The organism is Homoserinibacter sp. GY 40078 (assembly GCF_008017545.1).
Lineage (GTDB): Bacteria > Actinomycetota > Actinomycetes > Actinomycetales > Microbacteriaceae > Homoserinibacter.
The window spans coordinates 849,237-865,376 of sequence record NZ_VRTZ01000001.1 but is presented as its reverse complement, the minus strand read 5'-3'; the positions used below and the strand labels follow the sequence as shown (position 1 = coordinate 865,376).

The window sequence follows — 16,140 nt, the reverse complement described above, 5'->3', positions numbered from 1 at the left end:
GGGGTTCGGGGTTGGATAGGGGCATGGATCCCGCGCTCGAGCGCTTCTCCCCCGCGACACGGGAGTGGTTCGCCGGCGCGTTCCCCCAGCCGACGGCGGCGCAGGCGGGGGCCTGGCAGGCGATCTCCTCCGGACGTCACGCGCTCGTCGTCGCCCCCACCGGATCCGGCAAGACGCTCTCGGCGTTCCTCTGGTCGCTCGACCGCCTGCTCCAGGCGCCCCCCGCAGCCCCCGCCACCCGCACCCGCGTGCTGTACATCTCGCCGCTCAAGGCGCTCGGCGTGGACGTCGAGCGCAACCTCCGCTCGCCCCTCGTCGGAATCACCCAGACCGCGAAGCGCCTCGGCACCGAGCCGCCCTCGATCACGGTGGGCGTGCGGTCCGGCGACACGACGCCCGCCGATCGGCGGCTGCTGCAGCGCGAGCCCCCCGACATCCTCATCACGACGCCCGAGTCGCTCTACCTCATGTTGACGAGCGCCGCGCGGTCGACGCTCGCCGGAGTCGAGACGGTCATCGTCGACGAGATCCACGCGGTCGCGGCGACCAAGCGCGGCGCACACCTCGCGGTGACGCTCGAACGGCTGGATGCGATGCTCCCGCGCCCCGCGCAGCGCATCGGCCTCTCGGCGACGGTGCGTCCGCTCGAGGAGGTCGCGCGGTTTCTCGGCGGACGCGAGAGCGTCGAGATCGTCTCGCCGCCGATCCAGAAGACCTTCGACCTGCGGGTCGTGGTTCCCGTGGAGGACATGACCGAACTCGGGGCTCGCTCCACGGCCGAGGACCTCGACGACGACGAACGCGCCCTCGCATCCGGCGGGTCGATCTGGCCGCACGTCGACCGCGCCATCGTGGACGAGGTGCTGCAGCATCGCTCGACGATCGTGTTCGCGAACTCGCGGCGGCTCGCGGAACGGCTCACGGCGTCGATGAACGAGATCTACGACGAGCTGCAGGCCGAGCCCGGCGAGCGCGAACCGACCCCCGCCCCCACGCGTCCGCCCGCGCAACTGATGGGCGGATCCGGCCAGACCACGGGCGCCGAGCCGGTGCTCGCGCGCGCCCACCACGGATCCGTCTCGAAGGAGCAGCGCGCCCGCATCGAGGACGACCTCAAGTCGGGGCGCCTGCGCTGCGTCGTCGCGACGAGCTCGCTCGAGCTCGGCATCGACATGGGGGCCGTCGACCTCGTGATCCAGGTGGAGTCGCCGCCCTCGGTGGCGAGCGGACTGCAGCGGGTGGGTCGCGCCGGGCACCAGGTGGGCGAGATCTCGAAGGGGGTGCTGTTCCCGAAGCACCGCGCCGACCTGCTGCACTCGGCGATCGCGACCGAGCGGATGCGCGAGGGCCTCATCGAGGCGATCCAGGTGCCGCAGAATCCGCTCGACATCCTCGCGCAGCAGACGGTCGCCGCGGTCGCGCTCGACGCGCTCGATGTGGAGGAGTGGTTCGACCAGGTGCGGCGCTCGGCGCCGTTCGCGACGCTACCCCGCTCGGCGTTCGAGGCGACGCTCGACCTGCTTTCGGGCCGGTATCCATCGGACGAGTTCGCCGAGCTGCGCCCCCGCATCGTGTGGGATCGGGTGGCCGGCACGATCGCAGGGCGGCCGGGCGCCCAGCGGCTCGCGGTGACGAGCGGCGGCACGATCCCCGACCGCGGCATGTTCGGCGTGTTCATCGTCGGCGACGAGTCCGGTGCACGCCGGGTGGGCGAGCTCGACGAGGAGATGGTTTACGAGTCGCGGGTGGGCGACGTGTTCGCCCTCGGGGCGACGAGCTGGCGCATCGAGGAGATCACCTCGGATCGCGTGCTCGTGAGCCCCGCGTTCGGGCAACCGGGGCGAGTGCCCTTCTGGAAGGGCGACGGGCTCGGGCGACCGGCGGAGCTGGGGCGCGCGATCGGGGCGTTCCAGGCGGAGTTGGCATCCGGTGCATCGGATGCGCTCGTCGAACGGCTCGAGCGCGGCGGCCTCGACGAACGCGCGGTGCGCAACCTCACCGCGTTCGTGGCCGAGCAGAAGCAGGCCACGGGCGTCGTCCCGTCGGATCGCACCCTGCTCGTCGAGCGGTTCCGCGACGAGCTGGGCGACTGGCGGCTCGTGCTGCACTCCCCATACGGCACCCCGGTGCACGCGCCGTGGGCGCTCGCGGTGGCGGCGCGCATCCGGGAGCGGCTCGGCGTCGACGGGTCCGCGATGGCGGGCGACGACGGCATCGTGGTGCGCCTGCCCGAGACCGATGCCGACCCGCCCGGCGCGGAGCTCTTCGCGTTCGAGCCGGGTGAACTCGAGACGCTCGTCACGGAGGAGGTGGGCGGCTCGGCGCTCTTCGCGTCGCGCTTCCGCGAGTCGGCGGCGCGCGCGCTGCTGCTCCCCCGCCGCAATCCGGGGCGTCGCTCGCCGCTCTGGCAGCAGCGGCAGCGCTCCGCCCAGCTGCTGGAGGTGGCCCGCAAGTATCCGAGCTTCCCGATCATCCTCGAGACGGTGCGCGAGGTGCTGCAGGACGTCTACGACCTGCCGTCGCTCGCCGAGCTGGCATCCGAGATCTCCACCCGGCGCGTGCGGCTCGTCGAGGTGGAGACGGATGCGCCGAGCCCGTTCGCGCGCACCCTGCTCTTCGGCTATGTGGCGGCGTTCCTCTACGAGGGCGACTCGCCGCTCGCCGAGCGACGCGCTGCGGCGCTCTCGCTCGACCCGACGCTCCTCGCCGAGCTGCTCGGCCGCGCCGAACTGCGCGAGCTGCTCGACCCGGAGGTGATCGCGCAGACCGAGCGCGAACTGCAGCGCCTCGAGCCGGATCGTCGCGCCCGCGACGCGGAGGGCATCGTCGACCTGCTGCGCGTGCTGGGCCCGCTCTCGACGGCCGAAGTCGCGGAGCGGTTCCGGGCCACCACGGATCCCGCGGACGATCTCCGAGAACTCGCGCGCGCGAATCGGGTGCTGCCCGTGCAGCTCGCGGGGGTCGAGCGGTGGGCGGTCGTCGAGGATGCCGCGCGCCTCCGCGACGCGCTCGGGGTTCCCCTGCCGATCGGCGTGCCCTCGGCGTTCCTCGAGCCGGTCGCCGATCCGGTGGGCGACCTCGTGAGCCGCTACCTGCGCACCCACGTGCCGTTCGCCGCATCGGATGCGGCATACCGGTTGGGCCTCGGCATCGCCGTCGTGACCGATGCGCTGCGCCGACTGGCCGCCGACCGGCGGGCCGTGGAGGGCGAGTTCCGCCCGGGTGCGGTCGGGCTCGAGTGGGTGGACCCGGAGGTGCTGCGCCGGTTGCGGGCGCGATCGCTCGCCGCACTGCGGGCGGAGGTCGAGCCCGTGCCGCAGGCGGCGCTCGGCCGGTTCATGCCCGACTGGCAGCATGTGGCATCCGCTCCCCGCCAGGGTGCGCTGCGTGGCATCGACGGGCTCGTGTCGGCGATCGACCAGCTCGCCGGTCTTCCGCTGCCGGCCACCAGCTGGGAGAGCCTCGTGCTGCCCGGCCGCGTGCGCGACTACAGCCCCGCGATGCTCGATGAGTTGATGAGCGCCGGCGAGGTGCTGTGGGCGGGTCGCGGCGAGCTCCCCGGTGGCGACGGCTGGGTGAGCCTGCACCTCGCCGACGCCGCGCCGCTCACGCTCGCCGAGCCGCTCACGCTCGAGCCGGATCCCCTGCGCGACCGCCTGCTCGACGCGCTCTCGGGCGGCGGCGGCTACTTCTTCCGCCAGCTGGCGGGGGCGGCGACACCGCCCGACGCCGACCCGGCCACCGACTCCGACATCGCGCGCGCCCTGTGGGAGCTGGTGTGGGCGGGCCGCGTGACGGGCGACACGTTCACGGCTCTGCGCGCGCGGCTGGGGGCGACCACCTCGCGACCCCGCGCGACCCCGCGCGGCCGAGCTCACCGGGCGCGAGCGCGGGTGGCGGCCTCGCTCGCGGCATCCGCTCCCCCAACGGTCGCCGGGCGATGGAGCCTGCTGCCCGCCCCGAACGGGGTGCCCACCGCGCGCGCAACCGCCCTCGCCGAGCAGTTGCTCGAGCGCTACGGCATCGTGACCCGCGGATCGGTGCAGGCGGAGGGCGTCGAGGGCGGGTTCGCGCTCGTGTACCGCGTGCTCAGCACCCTGGAGGAGAGCGGCCGTGTGCGCCGCGGTTACTTCGTCGACGGGCTGGGGGCTGCCCAGTTCGCGACCCCGGCCACGGTCGACCGGCTGCGTACGTTCCACTCCGACCGCACGGACCGCGAGCCGCCGGTGGCGATCACCCTCGGCGCGACGGACCCGGCCAATCCTTATGGCGCCGCGCTCGGCTGGCCTGCCCGCGCCGAGCAGGGCCACCGCCCGGGCCGCAAGGCGGGCGCGCTCGTGGTGCTCGTCGACGGCGAACTCGGGCTGTACGTCGAGAAGGGCGGCAAGACGGTGCTCGGCTTCCTCGACCCGGATGACGACGAACGCATCGCGGCGGCAGCGGCGTCGCTCGCAGACACCGTGCGTGCGGCGGGGGGCCGCCTCCGGGTGGAGCGGATCGACGGCGAGTTCGCCGTGGGCACCCCGCTCGGCCGAGCGCTCGAGCACGCCGGTTTCGCACCGACGCCCCAGGGGCTGCGGCTGCGGTGATCGCCGAGCCGCGAGCCGAACGGTGCCCCGAGCCCGGACCCGTCAACGGGGGCTGGCGCGCACCCGGGACCTTCGGGGTACGGTTACCGCGTGCCTGAGGGGGACACCGTCTATCGGACGGCGAGGCAGCAGCACGATGCGCTCGCCGGACGAGTGCTGCGTGCATCGGACTTCCGCGTGCCCGAGTTCGCGACCATCGACCTCGCGGGCGAGACCGTGCACGAGGTCGTCGCGCGCGGCAAGCACCTGCTGCACCGCATCGGCGACTGGACGGTGCACTCCCATCTGAAGATGGAGGGCGCGTGGCGCCTGTTCCATCCGGGCGAGCGTTGGTCGCGGCCCGCGTTCCAGGCGCGCGTCGTGCTCACCACCGAAGGCCAGGAGTCGGTCGGGTTCGAGCTCGGGGTGCTCGAAGTGCTGCCGACCACCGACGAGCAGAGCGTTGTGGGCCACTTGGGGCCGGATCCGCTCGGGGACGACTGGAACGAGGACGAAGCGGCGCGGCGGATCGCCTCCGACCCGGAGGTGCCGGTGTTCGCGGCGCTGCTCGATCAGCGCAATCTCGCGGGTGTCGGCAACGTGTACGCGAACGAGGTGTGCTTCGTCCGTGGCGTGATGCCGTCGCGAGCCATCGGCGACGTGGACGATGTGCACGCCCTCGTGCGGCTCGCCTACCGGATGCTCAACGCGAACCGCGATCGCTGGACCCGCTCCACCACGGGAGACCTGCGGCCCGGGCGCCGCACATGGGTCTACTCGCGGACCGGCGAGCAGTGCCGCCGCTGCGGTACGCGGCTCGAGGGCGGTGAGCTCGGACGCCTGCCTGGGCAGGAGCGCGTGGTCACCTGGTGCCCGAGCTGCCAGACCTGAGCCTCAGCCCTCGTCGGGCTCGGGGCGCCGGGCCCAGTGGAGACCGCAGATCACCAGCACGGCCGAGACGATCAGGAGCCCGGCCGCGAGCAGCGGAGGTGCCCCGAAGATGGACACCTGCGCCAGGTAGTAGGAGTCGGGGTTCGTCATCGCGTCGCTTGCGGTGAGCAGCATGGACCCCGCCATCGCCGTCAGTGCGAGGCCGAGGATCGCCGTGACGATGATGAACGGATTGGTCCAGGGTGCGCGCAACGGGGCGGGCGCGGCGACGACCACCACGGGCTCGGGCGCCGGGGCCGCGGGGACCGTGCCGGTGCCGGCATCTGCGGCGGCAGTCGGTGCGTCGGTCGCAGCGGCGGGAGCCGTGTACCCGGCCGCGACATCCGAGCGGGTGGCGTGCGAGGCATACGGGGCGGAGGTCGCATCCGGCGCGTGCTCGGCCGCTGGCCGCTGCAGTGCCGAGCCGAAGCGCGGTGCGTGCCGGGCGGTCTCGGATCGCGTCGCGCTGTGCCCGTCGTAGCCCCGCTGGAAGGCGGGGTCGTACCGCGGATCGAGGCCCTTCTCGTCTGCCATGCGGTCGAGCCTAGACGCGTCGGGCGCGTGTGCCCAGCGTCGGCGGTACGCCCCAGAATGGGTGAGTGAACCCCCAGCCGCCGAGCCGTCGACGCACGCTGGTCGGCGCATCCACCCAGGTGGGCACGGAGGTGTCGATCAACCTGGGTTCGGCCCTCGCGGGCGTCGCGATCGGCTACGTGGGCTCGCCGATCGTGGTCGCGGCACGCCAACTCGTCATGGTGATCGTGCTGCTGCCCTTCTACCGGCCCCGGCGATCGCTGCTCACCTGGCGTCGGCTGTGGCCCGCCGTCGCGTTGGGCGTGACGCTCGCGGTGATGAACCTCTCCTTCTACCAGTCCATCCACCTGCTGGGGCTCGGTATCGCGGCGACGATCGAGTTCCTCGGCCCGCTGCTGCTGGCACTCGCCACCTCGCGGCGTGTGCTCGATGTCGTCTGCGTCGTGGTCGCCGGAGCGGGCGTGGTGCTCCTCACCGGGCTCGAGGGGCAGATCGATGCTCTCGGAGTCGTGCTCGCGCTCATCGCGGCGGGAGCATGGGCCGCCTACATCCTGCTCACGCGCCGCGTGGCGCTCGGCCTGCCGGGCCTCGAGGGGCTCACGGTGGCAAGCGTCGTGAGCCTCATCCTCATCGTGCCGCTCGCCGTGTTCGGCATCCCGCAGGCGCAGTTCTCGTGGCCGGTGGTGGCGCTGCTCGGGGGAATCGGTGTGCTGTCGTCGGCCATCCCCTACGCGCTCGACACCTTCATCCTGCGGCGGATTACGGCGCGGCTCTACGCGATCATCACCTCGTTCGGGCCGGTGGTCGCCGCGGTGTTCGGGTGGATCGTGCTGCACGAGCGGCTCGGCCCCGTGCAGCTGTTCGCGATCCTGCTCGTGTGCGCTGCCGCGGGCACGGCGATCGCGACCCAACGCGAGCGGCCGGCGACGGATCTGGAGCAGACGGCGGAAGGGATCACCTAGGAGCGGGTCTGCGGCGTGCGGCGGGCCCCCGGCGAACAACAGTTGACACTACAACCATTCGTGGTGCATATTGGTTGTCACTACAACGAAAGGTTCGCCGTGCTCATCGCTCTCTGGATCATCAATGGGCTTCTCGCTCTCGCGTTCCTCATGGTCGGGATCACCAAGCTCGTCCGTCCGCGGGAGGCACTGAGCGCCTCGGGGATGGGCTGGGTCGAAGACTTCTCCGGCGGCACCGTGCGCGCGATCGGTGCGCTCGAAGCGCTTGGCGCACTCGGGCTGATCCTGCCCCTGCTCACCGGCATCGCCCCCGTGCTGAGCCCGATCTCCGCCGTCGGGCTCGTCCTCGTGATGATCGGCGCGATCATCGTCCACTCCCGCCGCAAGGAACCGTTCGTGCCGCAGATCGGGCTGCTGGTGCTCGCCATCGCGAGCGCCGTGCTCGGCTACCTCGTGGTGCTCTGAGCCAGGAGTCCCGCATGACCGAGCAGCTGCTCGCAGACGCCACCGCGATGGGCGCGGTCACCCTCAACGTGGCCGACCTCGACGCCATGACGTCGTACTACCGCGACGCCGTCGGGCTGGAGGCGCTATCAGCCGACGGCTCGCGCGTCACCCTCGGGCGGCGCCGACCGGACGCCACGGCGCTGCCGATCATGGTGCTCGAGCAGACCCCCGCGCTCCGGCACGCCGGGCCGCGCGAGGCCGGGCTCTTCCACACCGCGATCCTGTTCGACGATGAATCCGCCCTCGCCGCGGCGGTCTATGCGACGGCGCGGCATCCGCGGGGACGGTTCACCGGATCCGCCGATCACCTCGTATCGAAGGCGTTCTACTTCGACGACCCCGAGGGCAATGGCGTCGAGCTCTACTGGGACCGCCTCCGCACCGAGTGGAGCTGGGTCAACGGCCACATCACGATGGGCAGCGAGCGGCTCGATCCGAACGAATATCTGCGGGAGCATCTCACCGAAGACGGCATCGATGGCCCCCTCGCGGGCGCCGGCGCGCAGGTCGGCCACGTTCACCTCTCGGTAGGCGACGTGGCGACGGCCCGGGAGTTCTACGTGAACCGGCTCGGCTTCGACGAGACGGTCTCGATGCCGACCGCGCTGTTCGTGAGCGCCGGCGGCTACCACCACCACATGGCCATGAACGTGTGGAACTCGCTCGGCGCGGGTCGGCGTCAGCAGACCCTCGGCCTCGGCCGACTCGACATCGTGGTGCCGGGCGACGACGACCTCGGCGAGATCGGCGAGCGGATGGCACACCACGGATCGCGGGGTCGCGACGACGGACGCTCGCTCGCGTTCGACGATCCCTGGAACAACGTCGTGCGGATCACGACGGCAGCGGCCGAGTCGTCCGTCTGAACTTCCGCGGGCGCGAGAGACCCGGACGCGCCCGCGGATCCCCCCTCCTCTGTCGCCGGCCGATGCCAGCATGAGTGCATGACCCAGGTCGGCATCGTCTTCACGCCCATCCGTCCGCCGGAGCTGATCCGCGAGGTGGTGCAGCGCGCCGAAGCGGTGGGGCTCGACGAGGTGCTGTTCTTCGAGGACTGCTTCCGTGAGTCCGGCATCGCCCCGGTGGTGGCTTCGCTCGCCTGGACTGAGCGCATCCGGGCGAGCATTGGAGTGCTGCCCATGCCGCTGCGCAACGTGGCGCTGCTCGCGATGGAGGTCGCCACGATCGAGCGGATGTTCCCGGGCCGACTGCGGCTCGGCGTCGGGCACGGGGTACAGAGCTGGATGGGCCAGGTGGGAGCACGCGTCGAGTCGCCGCTCACCCTCATGCGCGAGTACGTCACGGCGCTCAGGCAACTGCTCGGGGGCGAGGAGGTGAGCTGCGCGGGCCGCTACGTGACGCTCGACAAGGTGAAGCTCGACTGGCCGCCGACCACGCCGGTGGCGGTGCACGCCGCGGGCGAGGGCCCGAAGACGCTTCGGGCGACTGGCGAGGTCGCCGACGGCACGATGCTCACGAGCGGCACGTCGCCGCAGATGGCGAAGGATGCGGTGGCGCTCATCCACGAAGGGCGCGGCGGCCGCGAGGGCGCGCATCCGGTGTCGGTGCTGCTCATGACCGCGTTCGGGCCGGGCGCGCGTGAGCGCCTCGCGGAAGAACTCGCTCAGTGGGAGTACCGCGACGAACGCGCGACAGGAGCCGCGGGCACCGTGGACGAGGTCGCTGACGCCGTGCGCGCCTGGGCGGACGCGGGCGTGACCGATGTGCTGCTGCAGCCGCTCGACTCGGAGCCCGACATGCTCGCGTTCACGGAGCGTTGCGGCGAGGTGGCGCGGCTCGTCCGGGCGGCGGACTGACCGCGCGCACTCGGCGGAAGACGACCCGAGGCGTAAGGCGACGCGAGGCGTAAGGCGACGCGCGAGTCGTCACCCGAGGCCGCGGATCTGATCGCGCAGGCGCGCCATCTTCGCGTCGAGCGCATGCGCCGCATCCGCGGCTGCCGTCAGCTCGGCCACAAGCTCGCTCGGCACGTCGCGGTCGTACTTGTAATAGATCTTGTGCTCGAGGCTCGCCCAGAAGTCCATCGCGATGGTGCGCAGCTGGATCTCGACCGGCACCAGTTCGGTGTGGTCCGACAGAAATACAGGAACCGTCACGATCAGGTGCAGGCTCTGGTAGCCGTTCGACTTCGGGTGCGCGATGTAGTCCTTCACTTCGAGCACGTCGATGTCGGTCTGCCGCGTGAGCATCTCGGCCACCCAGTAGGCGTCGGCGACGAAGGCGCATGTGATCCGCACCCCCGCGATGTCGCGGATGCGCGCCCGCACGCTGTCGACGTCGGGCGGGGTGCCGGTGCGCTGCACCTTCTCGATGATCGAGTCCATCGTCTTGAGCCGGGTGCGCACGTGCTCGATCGGGCTGTAGTCGTGGGTGTTCTCGAACTCCTCCTGCAGGATCTCGATCTTGGTGGTCAGCTCGTCGATCGCGAACTTGTACGAGAGGTGGAACTGCGCCACCCGCTTCTGCAGGTTCTTGATGACCTGCAGCGGCACCTGACCGTCGCTCACCGACGCACCGTCGAACTCGGTCATCGACTGGAACAGACCGCGGTAGATGTCGAGCGCCGCGGACGTCATCGGCACGCTCGGCCCGGCCAGCTCGAGGTCGGATGCGGTGGGGTCGGTGGGGGCGGTGGCTTCGGTGGCGGAGGGAACTGCGGGGACGGCGGCGGTGTCGGTCACGATCTCGACGCTATCCGCCGCGTCCCTCCGGTCTGCTGTGGGGAAGCTGTGGGCGCGCTCCGAGCGGTGCGGGGTCGGCACCGCGGGTCATCCGCGCTCGCGCGCAACCGCCTCGCGCACCGCTGGCGCGACCTCCGCGGCGAAGCGCTCGAGCGCGGCCGGGTCGTCGCCTCCGATCGTGAATGCCGAGAACCCGTAGCCGAGGATCAGCGCGGTGAGCGTGCCCACCTGTTGCGCCGAATCGCCCGGGAGGTTTCCCACGTTCAGATAGCGGCGCACACTCGCCGGATCGCGACCGGCGGCGCGGGCGTCGTCGTCGATGCGCTCGTTCGCCGAGGTGAGGTCCTCTGCCTTCAAATAGCCGAGCGAGGGCACCCAGCCGTCGGCCTTCTCTCCGACGAGCCGCAGCATCCGTGGCTTGTAGGCGCCGACCAGGATCGGCACGTCGTGGGCTGGCCGGGGGCCGCGTTTGGCCCCGTCGACGTGGTGGAACTCGCCACCCGCCACGAGGCGTTCGGGGTTGCCGGCGTCCCAGATGCCGCGGATCACGTCGATCGCCTCGCTCAGCGCGGTGACCCCCTCACCCGGGGTGAGCCGCCTGCCGCCCATCGCCTCGATCGCATCCCAGAACCCGCCTGAGCCGATGCCGAGGTCGATGCGGCCTCCGGTGAGCAAATCGAGACTTGCGACCGAACGGGCCAGCACCGCGGGCGGGCGCAGCGGCAGGTTGTGCACGTTGCCCATGAGGCGGATGCGGCTGGTCTCGGCCGCCGTGAACGCCATGAGGGTCCACGTGTCGTGGAAGCGCGGCTGGTAGGGGTGGTCTTGGAAGCTCGCGTAGTCGAATCCGAACTGCTCCGCTGCCTGTGCCATCCGCACCGGCTGGTGCGGCGGCGCGTTCACGGGAGTGATGAACGTGCCGAACTCGATCGGGTGCCCGTAGTCGGTCATGCACCGATCTTGCTCCTGCGGGAAGTCTCGCGCTCGCGTCTGGGTTGCGGATGTCATGACATATCTGATTACCGGTGCTTCCGGACACGTGGGCCGTCTGGTCGTGGAGGCGCTGCTTGCGCGGGGCGTGGCGGCATCCGACATCCGAGCGGGCGCCCGTGACACGGCGAAGATCGCCGATCTGGCCGAGCGGGGCGTGGAGGCGGTGCACCTCGACTACGACGACGCGGAGTCGGTGGCCGCGGCCGTCGCGGGCGCCCAGAAGGTGCTGCTGATCTCGGGCACCGCATTCGGAAGCCGGGTGGAGCAGCACCGTCGAGTGATCGACGCGGCCGCGGCCGAGGGTGTGGAGCAGCTCGTCTACACGAGCGCGCCTCGCGCGACCACCTCGGCGCTGCTCGTCGCGCCCGAGCACAAGGGCACCGAGGAGGCGATCGCGGCGGCAGGAGTGCCCGCGACGATCCTCCGCAACAACTGGTACAACGAGAACTACCTCTCGACGCTGGCCCAGGCGGATGCGTCGGGCGTGGTCGCGTCGAGCACCGACGAGGGGCGCGTGGCGAGCGCGTCGCGTGCGGACTATGCGGAGGCGGCCGCGGTTGTGCTCACGACCGACGGACATCTCGGGGCCGTGTACGAGCTGGCGGGCGACGTGGCATGGACATACGCCGAGCTCGCGGAGGCGATCGGCGAGGTGCTCGGTCGCGAGATCGCGTACGTCGGGCAGACGCCGGAGGAGCAGGCGGCGGCGCTCGCTCAGGCAGGTGTCGATGAGGGCACCGCAGGGTTCGCGGTGGGCATGGACGGCAACATCCGCGACGAACTGCTCGGCGAGGTGACCGGAGACCTGTCTCGGTTGATCGGACGTCCGACGACTCCGCTCGTGGAGACCCTGCGGGCGGGGCGCGCCGCGGGCTGAACGTGGCGACGTGGGGCGGCGGCGGATGCGACACCAGCGCCGCCGCCCCGTGCCGCGTAGTCTCGACGGATGCTTCGTTTCCCGTCTCAGCCCGCAGGGCGTCAGGAGGTCGTCGGCGGTTCCCCCGCCGGCGCGAGATAGTCGTCGCCTTCCGCACGACATCCCTGACCCCTCGCAGTTGCGAGATGACACGAAACGAGTTCTCTCATGCATGCCCTCAGCGAGTCCGCGATCCGCGGTTCGTTCATCAACGCGTCGCTCCGTGAGCGACAGAATCTGCTCCTTCCTCCCGACTTCGGGAGCCTCGATTGGGAGCGCATCGACTATCTCGGCTGGCGTGACCGCAAGTCGCCGCAGCTCGGCTATGTGGTGGCCGAGCTGGACGGCGAGCCGGTCGGCCTGCTGATGCGGCAGGCGGAGGCGCGCCCGCGCGCCCGGGCCCAGTGCTCGTGGTGCGAAGACGTGCAGCTGCCGAACGATGTGGTGCTGTTCACCACCAAGCGCGCGGGTGCCGCCGGCCGTAAGGGCGACACCCTCGGCACGCTCGTGTGCGCCGAGTTCCAGTGCTCCGCGAATGTGCGGAAGCGCCCGACGCTCGCCTACGTCGGGTTCGACCTGGATGCCGAACGCGAGCGGCGGATCACCGCGCTGCGGGAGCACGTGGCCGGGTTCGTGCGCAACGCGAAGTCGGAGCGGTAGCGAGGCGGCGGTAGCGTCGGGGGGTGCCTCAGCTGGATGCGCTCCTCGACGCACTGTCGCGCACCCCGGATGTCGGCGGTGCAGAGCTGCGCGCGTGGGATGCGGCCGACCGGTACCTGCTCGACTACGCCGCGGCCGAGTTCCCGGACGCGCTCGCGGGTGAGGTGGCGGTGATTGACGACACCCACGGGGCGTTGACGCTCGGCGCTGCTGCGCTCGGGGCGGCTTCGGTGCGGGTGCATCAGGACCCGATCGTGAGCGAACGGGCGCTCGCCGCGAACGCGGAGGCGACGGGTGTCGGCGGATGGTCGTCGCATCCGCTGGCGTCGGTGGTGACCGGCACGACCTCGCTCGTGCTCGTGCGGATGCCGCGGTCGCTTGCGCGGCTCGACGCGGTGACGCGGGTGATCGCGCGGGCGGCGGGGCCGTCGGTGGTGGTGCTCGCGGTCGGGCGCGTGAAGCACATGACGCCGACGCAGAACGGGGTGCTCGGGGCGGGGTTCGCGCGGATCGATGTGGCGCACGCGCGGGCGAAGTCGCGGATCGTGGTGGCTCGGGAGCCGGTCGCGGTTCCACTCGCGGAGCCGGAGCGTGCGGTGATGGGCGGAGTGACCGTGGTGGCGGTGCCCGGGGTGTTCGCGGGGGCGACGCTCGACATCGGCACGCGGGCGCTGCTCGCGACGTTCGATTCGCTGCCAGCGGGTTCGCGCGTGGTGGACCTGGCGTGCGGCACCGGGGTCGTGGCGGTGGAGCTGGCGCGGCGGATGCCTGCGGCGCGGGTGCTCGCGTGCGACGTGTCGGCGGTGGCGGCGGAGTCGGCGCGGCTGACCGCTACGGCGAACGGGGTGTCGGTGGAGGCGCGACAGGACGACGGACTGTCGGCCGAGCCGGATGCGTCGGCGGATCTCGTGGTGCTGAACCCACCGCTCCATGCGGGAGCCGCGGTGACGACCGCGATCGCTCTGCGCCTCTTCGCGGATGCGGCCCGCGTGCTGCGCCCGGGCGGGGAGTTGAGGGTCGTGTGGAACTCGCACCTGGGGTATCGCGCGGCGCTCGAGCGGATCGTCGGGCCGACACGGCAGCTCGCGCGGACACCGAAGTTCACGGTGACGGCGTCGGTGCGGCGGTGAGCTGCCGGGGGCCGGGGGGAGAGAGAATGCCACCGATGCCAAGTCCTAGCTAGAGCTTGACTGAGCGCGTGATTGCCTCCGCGGCAGCCGCGAATACAAGCCCGAGAGGCACCAGGAGTAGGGCGTATGCGGCGCCCATGTCGCGGATGAAGTGGAGGCCATACGTCCACGAGCCGGGTAGCGCGCTCGTCCAGAGCGCGAAGGCGAGGAGCGTGAGCACCGAACGAACGATGAGCGCCCAGATCGAGGGCCTCGTGCCGGGTTTACGGGAGCCCGTCGTCAGGGCACCGACGATCACGAGCGCCACCGCCACAGACGCCCCCGCGACAAACCACGGGAGCGACCCCGCGTCGATGCGCTCAAGTAGTTCCTTTGCCGTCTCGTCGCCCGTCAGCGCCTCCTGCGCGGCACCGATACCGATGATCCCGGCGTAGAACGTGATCGCCTCTCCCGGGATCCACTTCACGATCGTCTCGGGAACGTTCGACTTCTTCACGGGCACTCCGCGCTGTTTGCCCTTCGGTGCCGCCATTGCGGTGTCAGCTCCGATTCCGTATGCACTCATGTCCAGCTCCTTGTACTGGGAGGCATAGGCAGTGGGGAATGTATACACCCGCGGCATCGACCTGCACCAGACATCGCATCGGCGGTAGGCAGACGTACTGGCTGCGTGCGGACAGGGCGCCGGAGTCGGTTAGACTCTTCGGCGGTACCGTGTCCGAGCGGCCGAAGGAGCATGTCTCGAAAACATGTGATGGTTCACGCCATCCGTGGGTTCAAATCCCACCGGTACCGCCAGGTGATTGACGCTAGAACCCCTGGTAAGCAGTAGCTCACCAGGGGTTCTGCCGTTGAGCCCCCTGGGCTCAGCGACGACGGCGCCGCGTGCGACCCTGTCGGCCACGTCCTGGGCCGTAGGTGCGTACCGGCCTCGACCGGGGCGCTGAAAGCCCCGGACGTGGCCGGACAGCCTGCCTGGGTGGCCTCACCCGGTTGCGGGTCGTCTGGATCCACTTCGTCCACAGCGATGTAGTCGAAGACGGCCTGGTTCAGCTTCTGCCTCGTAGCCTCTTCGGACTGTGCGTAGAGATTCCAGGCGACTCGGGTCAGTGCGAGCACAGTGTCGAGGCGTTGCCGCACCTCGTCTTGGTCGGCTGAGTGCTGCCGAATCTGCGACTCGGCGTCGGAGATCTCTCGGGCAACGTCGAGTTGCCGGGCTTTGAGGTCGGCGATGGGGATGGCATCTGCCATGTAGGCGTCGATGAGCTTCTGCTTGGATCGCTCGAGGGTCACGACACGTCGCCGTTGCTGGGCGACGTGCTTCTCGCTGGACTGGAAGTAGCTGTCGAGTTCGACGCGGGCGGTTACCTGCACCTGCGCGACGAACGGTTCGGGGAACTGCGCTTCGGTGCGCCAGGTCTTTTCGACCCGCTGCTCGACGGCTTCGATGGGGAAATAGGGCAGCTGACAGTCTCAACGCTTGGTGTGTCGTCCTAGGCAGAAGAAGTACTCATAGGTGCCACCCCGGCCCTTACTTCGGCCGTAGCCGCGCCGCGACCCGCAGCGGGTCTGCGCCAAAGCGCAGACAGTCGGCATCCTTACGCTCGCCCCTTCCCCGTGGAATCGGGCGAGAACTGCCGAACCTGTGCAAGCGAGAGGATGGGCGACCGGATGGCGTCGATTTCTCATCAGATCGTCCATTTACGGCCCAACCTTGACCGCGTGTGTGATGCCGAACTCGAACAGGCTTGTTGCCTGAGTAGCTCGGAACCTCGCTCGGATCTCGTTGAGGTGCGCAACAAGCTCAGGATCCTGCAGGAGATTGTTGCGCTTGAGCTCTTGTTCGGTCTCCAAGAAGCGCTGCTGACCAGTCCGCGCGTCAATAACCGTGTCCCTAAACCGAATGACCACTTGCTCGCCGGAGATTGCTAGATCCAACTCGATGAGAGGGTTCTCGAAGCCCACCTCGCGAAGCGCCATGCACGCGACCTTGATGCGATGGAGGTTCAGGCGAACAGGTAGATCTCCCTCCGGGGTGAGCGACAAGTGAATTACTTCTCGTGTTGCAACCACATCGAGAAGTGTGAATCTGGTCCAGCGCCAACTCTTCTCACGGGGCGAGCCGCGTTGATCTGTCTCTCTAGCTAGCGGAGTACCCGCCTGCAGCCGTACCAGGTGATGAATAGATCGGAGTTGCCTATGGTTGAGGCTCGGCGCTCCGAGGAGCCTCGCAATTTC

15 protein-coding genes and 1 tRNA gene are annotated in these 16,140 nt (G+C 70.5%); 11 read left to right on the top strand and 5 right to left on the bottom strand.

The features are described 5' to 3' along the window. Positions 1–23 precede the first annotated feature (23 nt). A complete protein-coding gene (locus FVQ89_RS04215; RefSeq protein ID WP_147900640.1) occupies positions 24–4,589 on the top strand; it encodes an ATP-dependent helicase in 4,566 nt (1,521 codons plus the stop codon). Positions 4,590–4,679: 90 nt separating this feature from the next. Further along, a complete protein-coding gene (locus FVQ89_RS04210; RefSeq protein WP_147900639.1) occupies positions 4,680–5,459 on the top strand; it encodes a DNA-formamidopyrimidine glycosylase family protein in 780 nt (259 codons plus the stop codon). 3 nt (positions 5,460–5,462) lie between these two features. Here FVQ89_RS04210 and FVQ89_RS04205 read toward each other — a convergent pair whose 3' ends face one another. Then, positions 5,463–6,032, bottom strand: coding sequence for a hypothetical protein (locus FVQ89_RS04205; protein ID WP_147900638.1), 570 nt, complete (start codon positions 6,030–6,032; stop codon positions 5,463–5,465). Between the two features lie 65 nt (positions 6,033–6,097). Here FVQ89_RS04205 and FVQ89_RS04200 point away from each other — a divergent pair, with 65 nt between their 5' ends. The 4 genes from FVQ89_RS04200 to FVQ89_RS04185 all read left to right on the top strand — a co-directional run bounded on the left by FVQ89_RS04200 (position 6,098) and on the right by FVQ89_RS04185 (position 9,318). Beyond that, entirely contained in the window at positions 6,098–6,994 is an 897-nt protein-coding gene (locus FVQ89_RS04200) for a DMT family transporter (RefSeq protein ID WP_147900637.1), read from the top strand. A gap of 99 nt (positions 6,995–7,093) precedes the next feature. Beyond that, positions 7,094–7,459, top strand: coding sequence for a DoxX family protein (locus FVQ89_RS04195; protein ID WP_147900636.1), 366 nt, complete (start codon positions 7,094–7,096; stop codon positions 7,457–7,459). Between the two features lie 14 nt (positions 7,460–7,473). After that, positions 7,474–8,367, top strand: a complete 894-nt coding sequence (locus FVQ89_RS04190) for a VOC family protein (protein ID WP_255513415.1) — start codon at positions 7,474–7,476, stop codon at positions 8,365–8,367. 78 nt (positions 8,368–8,445) lie between these two features. Continuing rightward, positions 8,446–9,318 (top strand): LLM class flavin-dependent oxidoreductase, encoded by an 873-nt coding sequence (locus tag FVQ89_RS04185; RefSeq protein ID WP_147900635.1) that lies wholly within the window; start codon positions 8,446–8,448, stop codon positions 9,316–9,318. 69 nt (positions 9,319–9,387) lie between these two features. On the opposite strand, the gene FVQ89_RS04180 is transcribed toward FVQ89_RS04185, so the two are convergent. Both FVQ89_RS04180 and FVQ89_RS04175 read right to left on the bottom strand, forming a co-directional pair. Further along, a complete protein-coding gene (locus tag FVQ89_RS04180; protein ID WP_255513414.1) occupies positions 9,388–10,203 on the bottom strand; it encodes a GTP pyrophosphokinase family protein in 816 nt (271 codons plus the stop codon). A gap of 87 nt (positions 10,204–10,290) precedes the next feature. Next, the gene (locus tag FVQ89_RS04175) at positions 10,291–11,154 is read right to left on the bottom strand and encodes an LLM class flavin-dependent oxidoreductase (protein ID WP_147900634.1); all 864 of its coding nucleotides are present in this window, start codon (positions 11,152–11,154) and stop codon (positions 10,291–10,293) included. A gap of 55 nt (positions 11,155–11,209) precedes the next feature. Here FVQ89_RS04175 and FVQ89_RS04170 point away from each other — a divergent pair, with 55 nt between their 5' ends. From FVQ89_RS04170 to FVQ89_RS04160, 3 genes are all read left to right on the top strand, one after another. Beyond that, positions 11,210–12,073, top strand: a complete 864-nt coding sequence (locus tag FVQ89_RS04170; protein ID WP_147900633.1) for an SDR family oxidoreductase — start codon at positions 11,210–11,212, stop codon at positions 12,071–12,073. A gap of 207 nt (positions 12,074–12,280) precedes the next feature. Further along, a complete protein-coding gene (locus tag FVQ89_RS04165) occupies positions 12,281–12,772 on the top strand; it encodes an FBP domain-containing protein (RefSeq protein WP_147900632.1) in 492 nt (163 codons plus the stop codon). A 23-nt stretch (positions 12,773–12,795) separates the two neighbouring features. Next, on the top strand, positions 12,796–13,902 hold the full coding sequence (locus tag FVQ89_RS04160; RefSeq protein WP_370454445.1) for a class I SAM-dependent methyltransferase: 1,107 nt from the start codon (positions 12,796–12,798) through the stop codon (positions 13,900–13,902). Between the two features lie 49 nt (positions 13,903–13,951). Here FVQ89_RS04160 and FVQ89_RS04155 read toward each other — a convergent pair whose 3' ends face one another. Beyond that, complete coding sequence (locus FVQ89_RS04155) at positions 13,952–14,467, bottom strand: hypothetical protein (protein WP_147900631.1); 516 nt, start codon at positions 14,465–14,467, stop codon at positions 13,952–13,954. A gap of 143 nt (positions 14,468–14,610) precedes the next feature. Here FVQ89_RS04155 and FVQ89_RS04150 point away from each other — a divergent pair. Further along, positions 14,611–14,700 (top strand) — tRNA-Ser (locus FVQ89_RS04150). Positions 14,701–15,060: 360 nt separating this feature from the next. Next, positions 15,061–15,399: a hypothetical protein gene (locus FVQ89_RS04145; RefSeq protein ID WP_147900630.1), complete on the top strand. Its 339-nt coding sequence runs from the start codon at positions 15,061–15,063 to the stop codon at positions 15,397–15,399. 204 nt (positions 15,400–15,603) lie between these two features. Here the strand turns inward: FVQ89_RS04145 and FVQ89_RS04140 are convergent, their stop codons facing one another. Next, complete coding sequence (locus FVQ89_RS04140) at positions 15,604–15,948, bottom strand: hypothetical protein (protein WP_147900629.1); 345 nt, start codon at positions 15,946–15,948, stop codon at positions 15,604–15,606. Positions 15,949–16,140: the final 192 nt, after the last annotated feature.

What these genes read in the sequence shown, in the direction of transcription:
- FVQ89_RS04165 (WP_147900632.1), top strand. Translation starts at nt 12,281, where the DNA reads ATGCATGCCCTCAGCGAGTCCGCGATCCGCGGTTCGTTCATCAACGCG.
- FVQ89_RS04190 (WP_255513415.1), top strand. Translation starts at nt 7,474, where the DNA reads ATGACCGAGCAGCTGCTCGCAGACGCCACCGCGATGGGCGCGGTCACC.
- FVQ89_RS04155 (WP_147900631.1), bottom strand. Translation starts at nt 14,467, where the DNA reads ATGAGTGCATACGGAATCGGAGCTGACACCGCAATGGCGGCACCGAAG.
- FVQ89_RS04175 (WP_147900634.1), bottom strand. Translation starts at nt 11,154, where the DNA reads ATGACCGACTACGGGCACCCGATCGAGTTCGGCACGTTCATCACTCCC.
- FVQ89_RS04185 (WP_147900635.1), top strand. Translation starts at nt 8,446, where the DNA reads ATGACCCAGGTCGGCATCGTCTTCACGCCCATCCGTCCGCCGGAGCTG.
- FVQ89_RS04205 (WP_147900638.1), bottom strand. Translation starts at nt 6,032, where the DNA reads ATGGCAGACGAGAAGGGCCTCGATCCGCGGTACGACCCCGCCTTCCAG.
- FVQ89_RS04170 (WP_147900633.1), top strand. Translation starts at nt 11,210, where the DNA reads ATGACATATCTGATTACCGGTGCTTCCGGACACGTGGGCCGTCTGGTC.
- FVQ89_RS04215 (WP_147900640.1), top strand. Translation starts at nt 24, where the DNA reads ATGGATCCCGCGCTCGAGCGCTTCTCCCCCGCGACACGGGAGTGGTTC.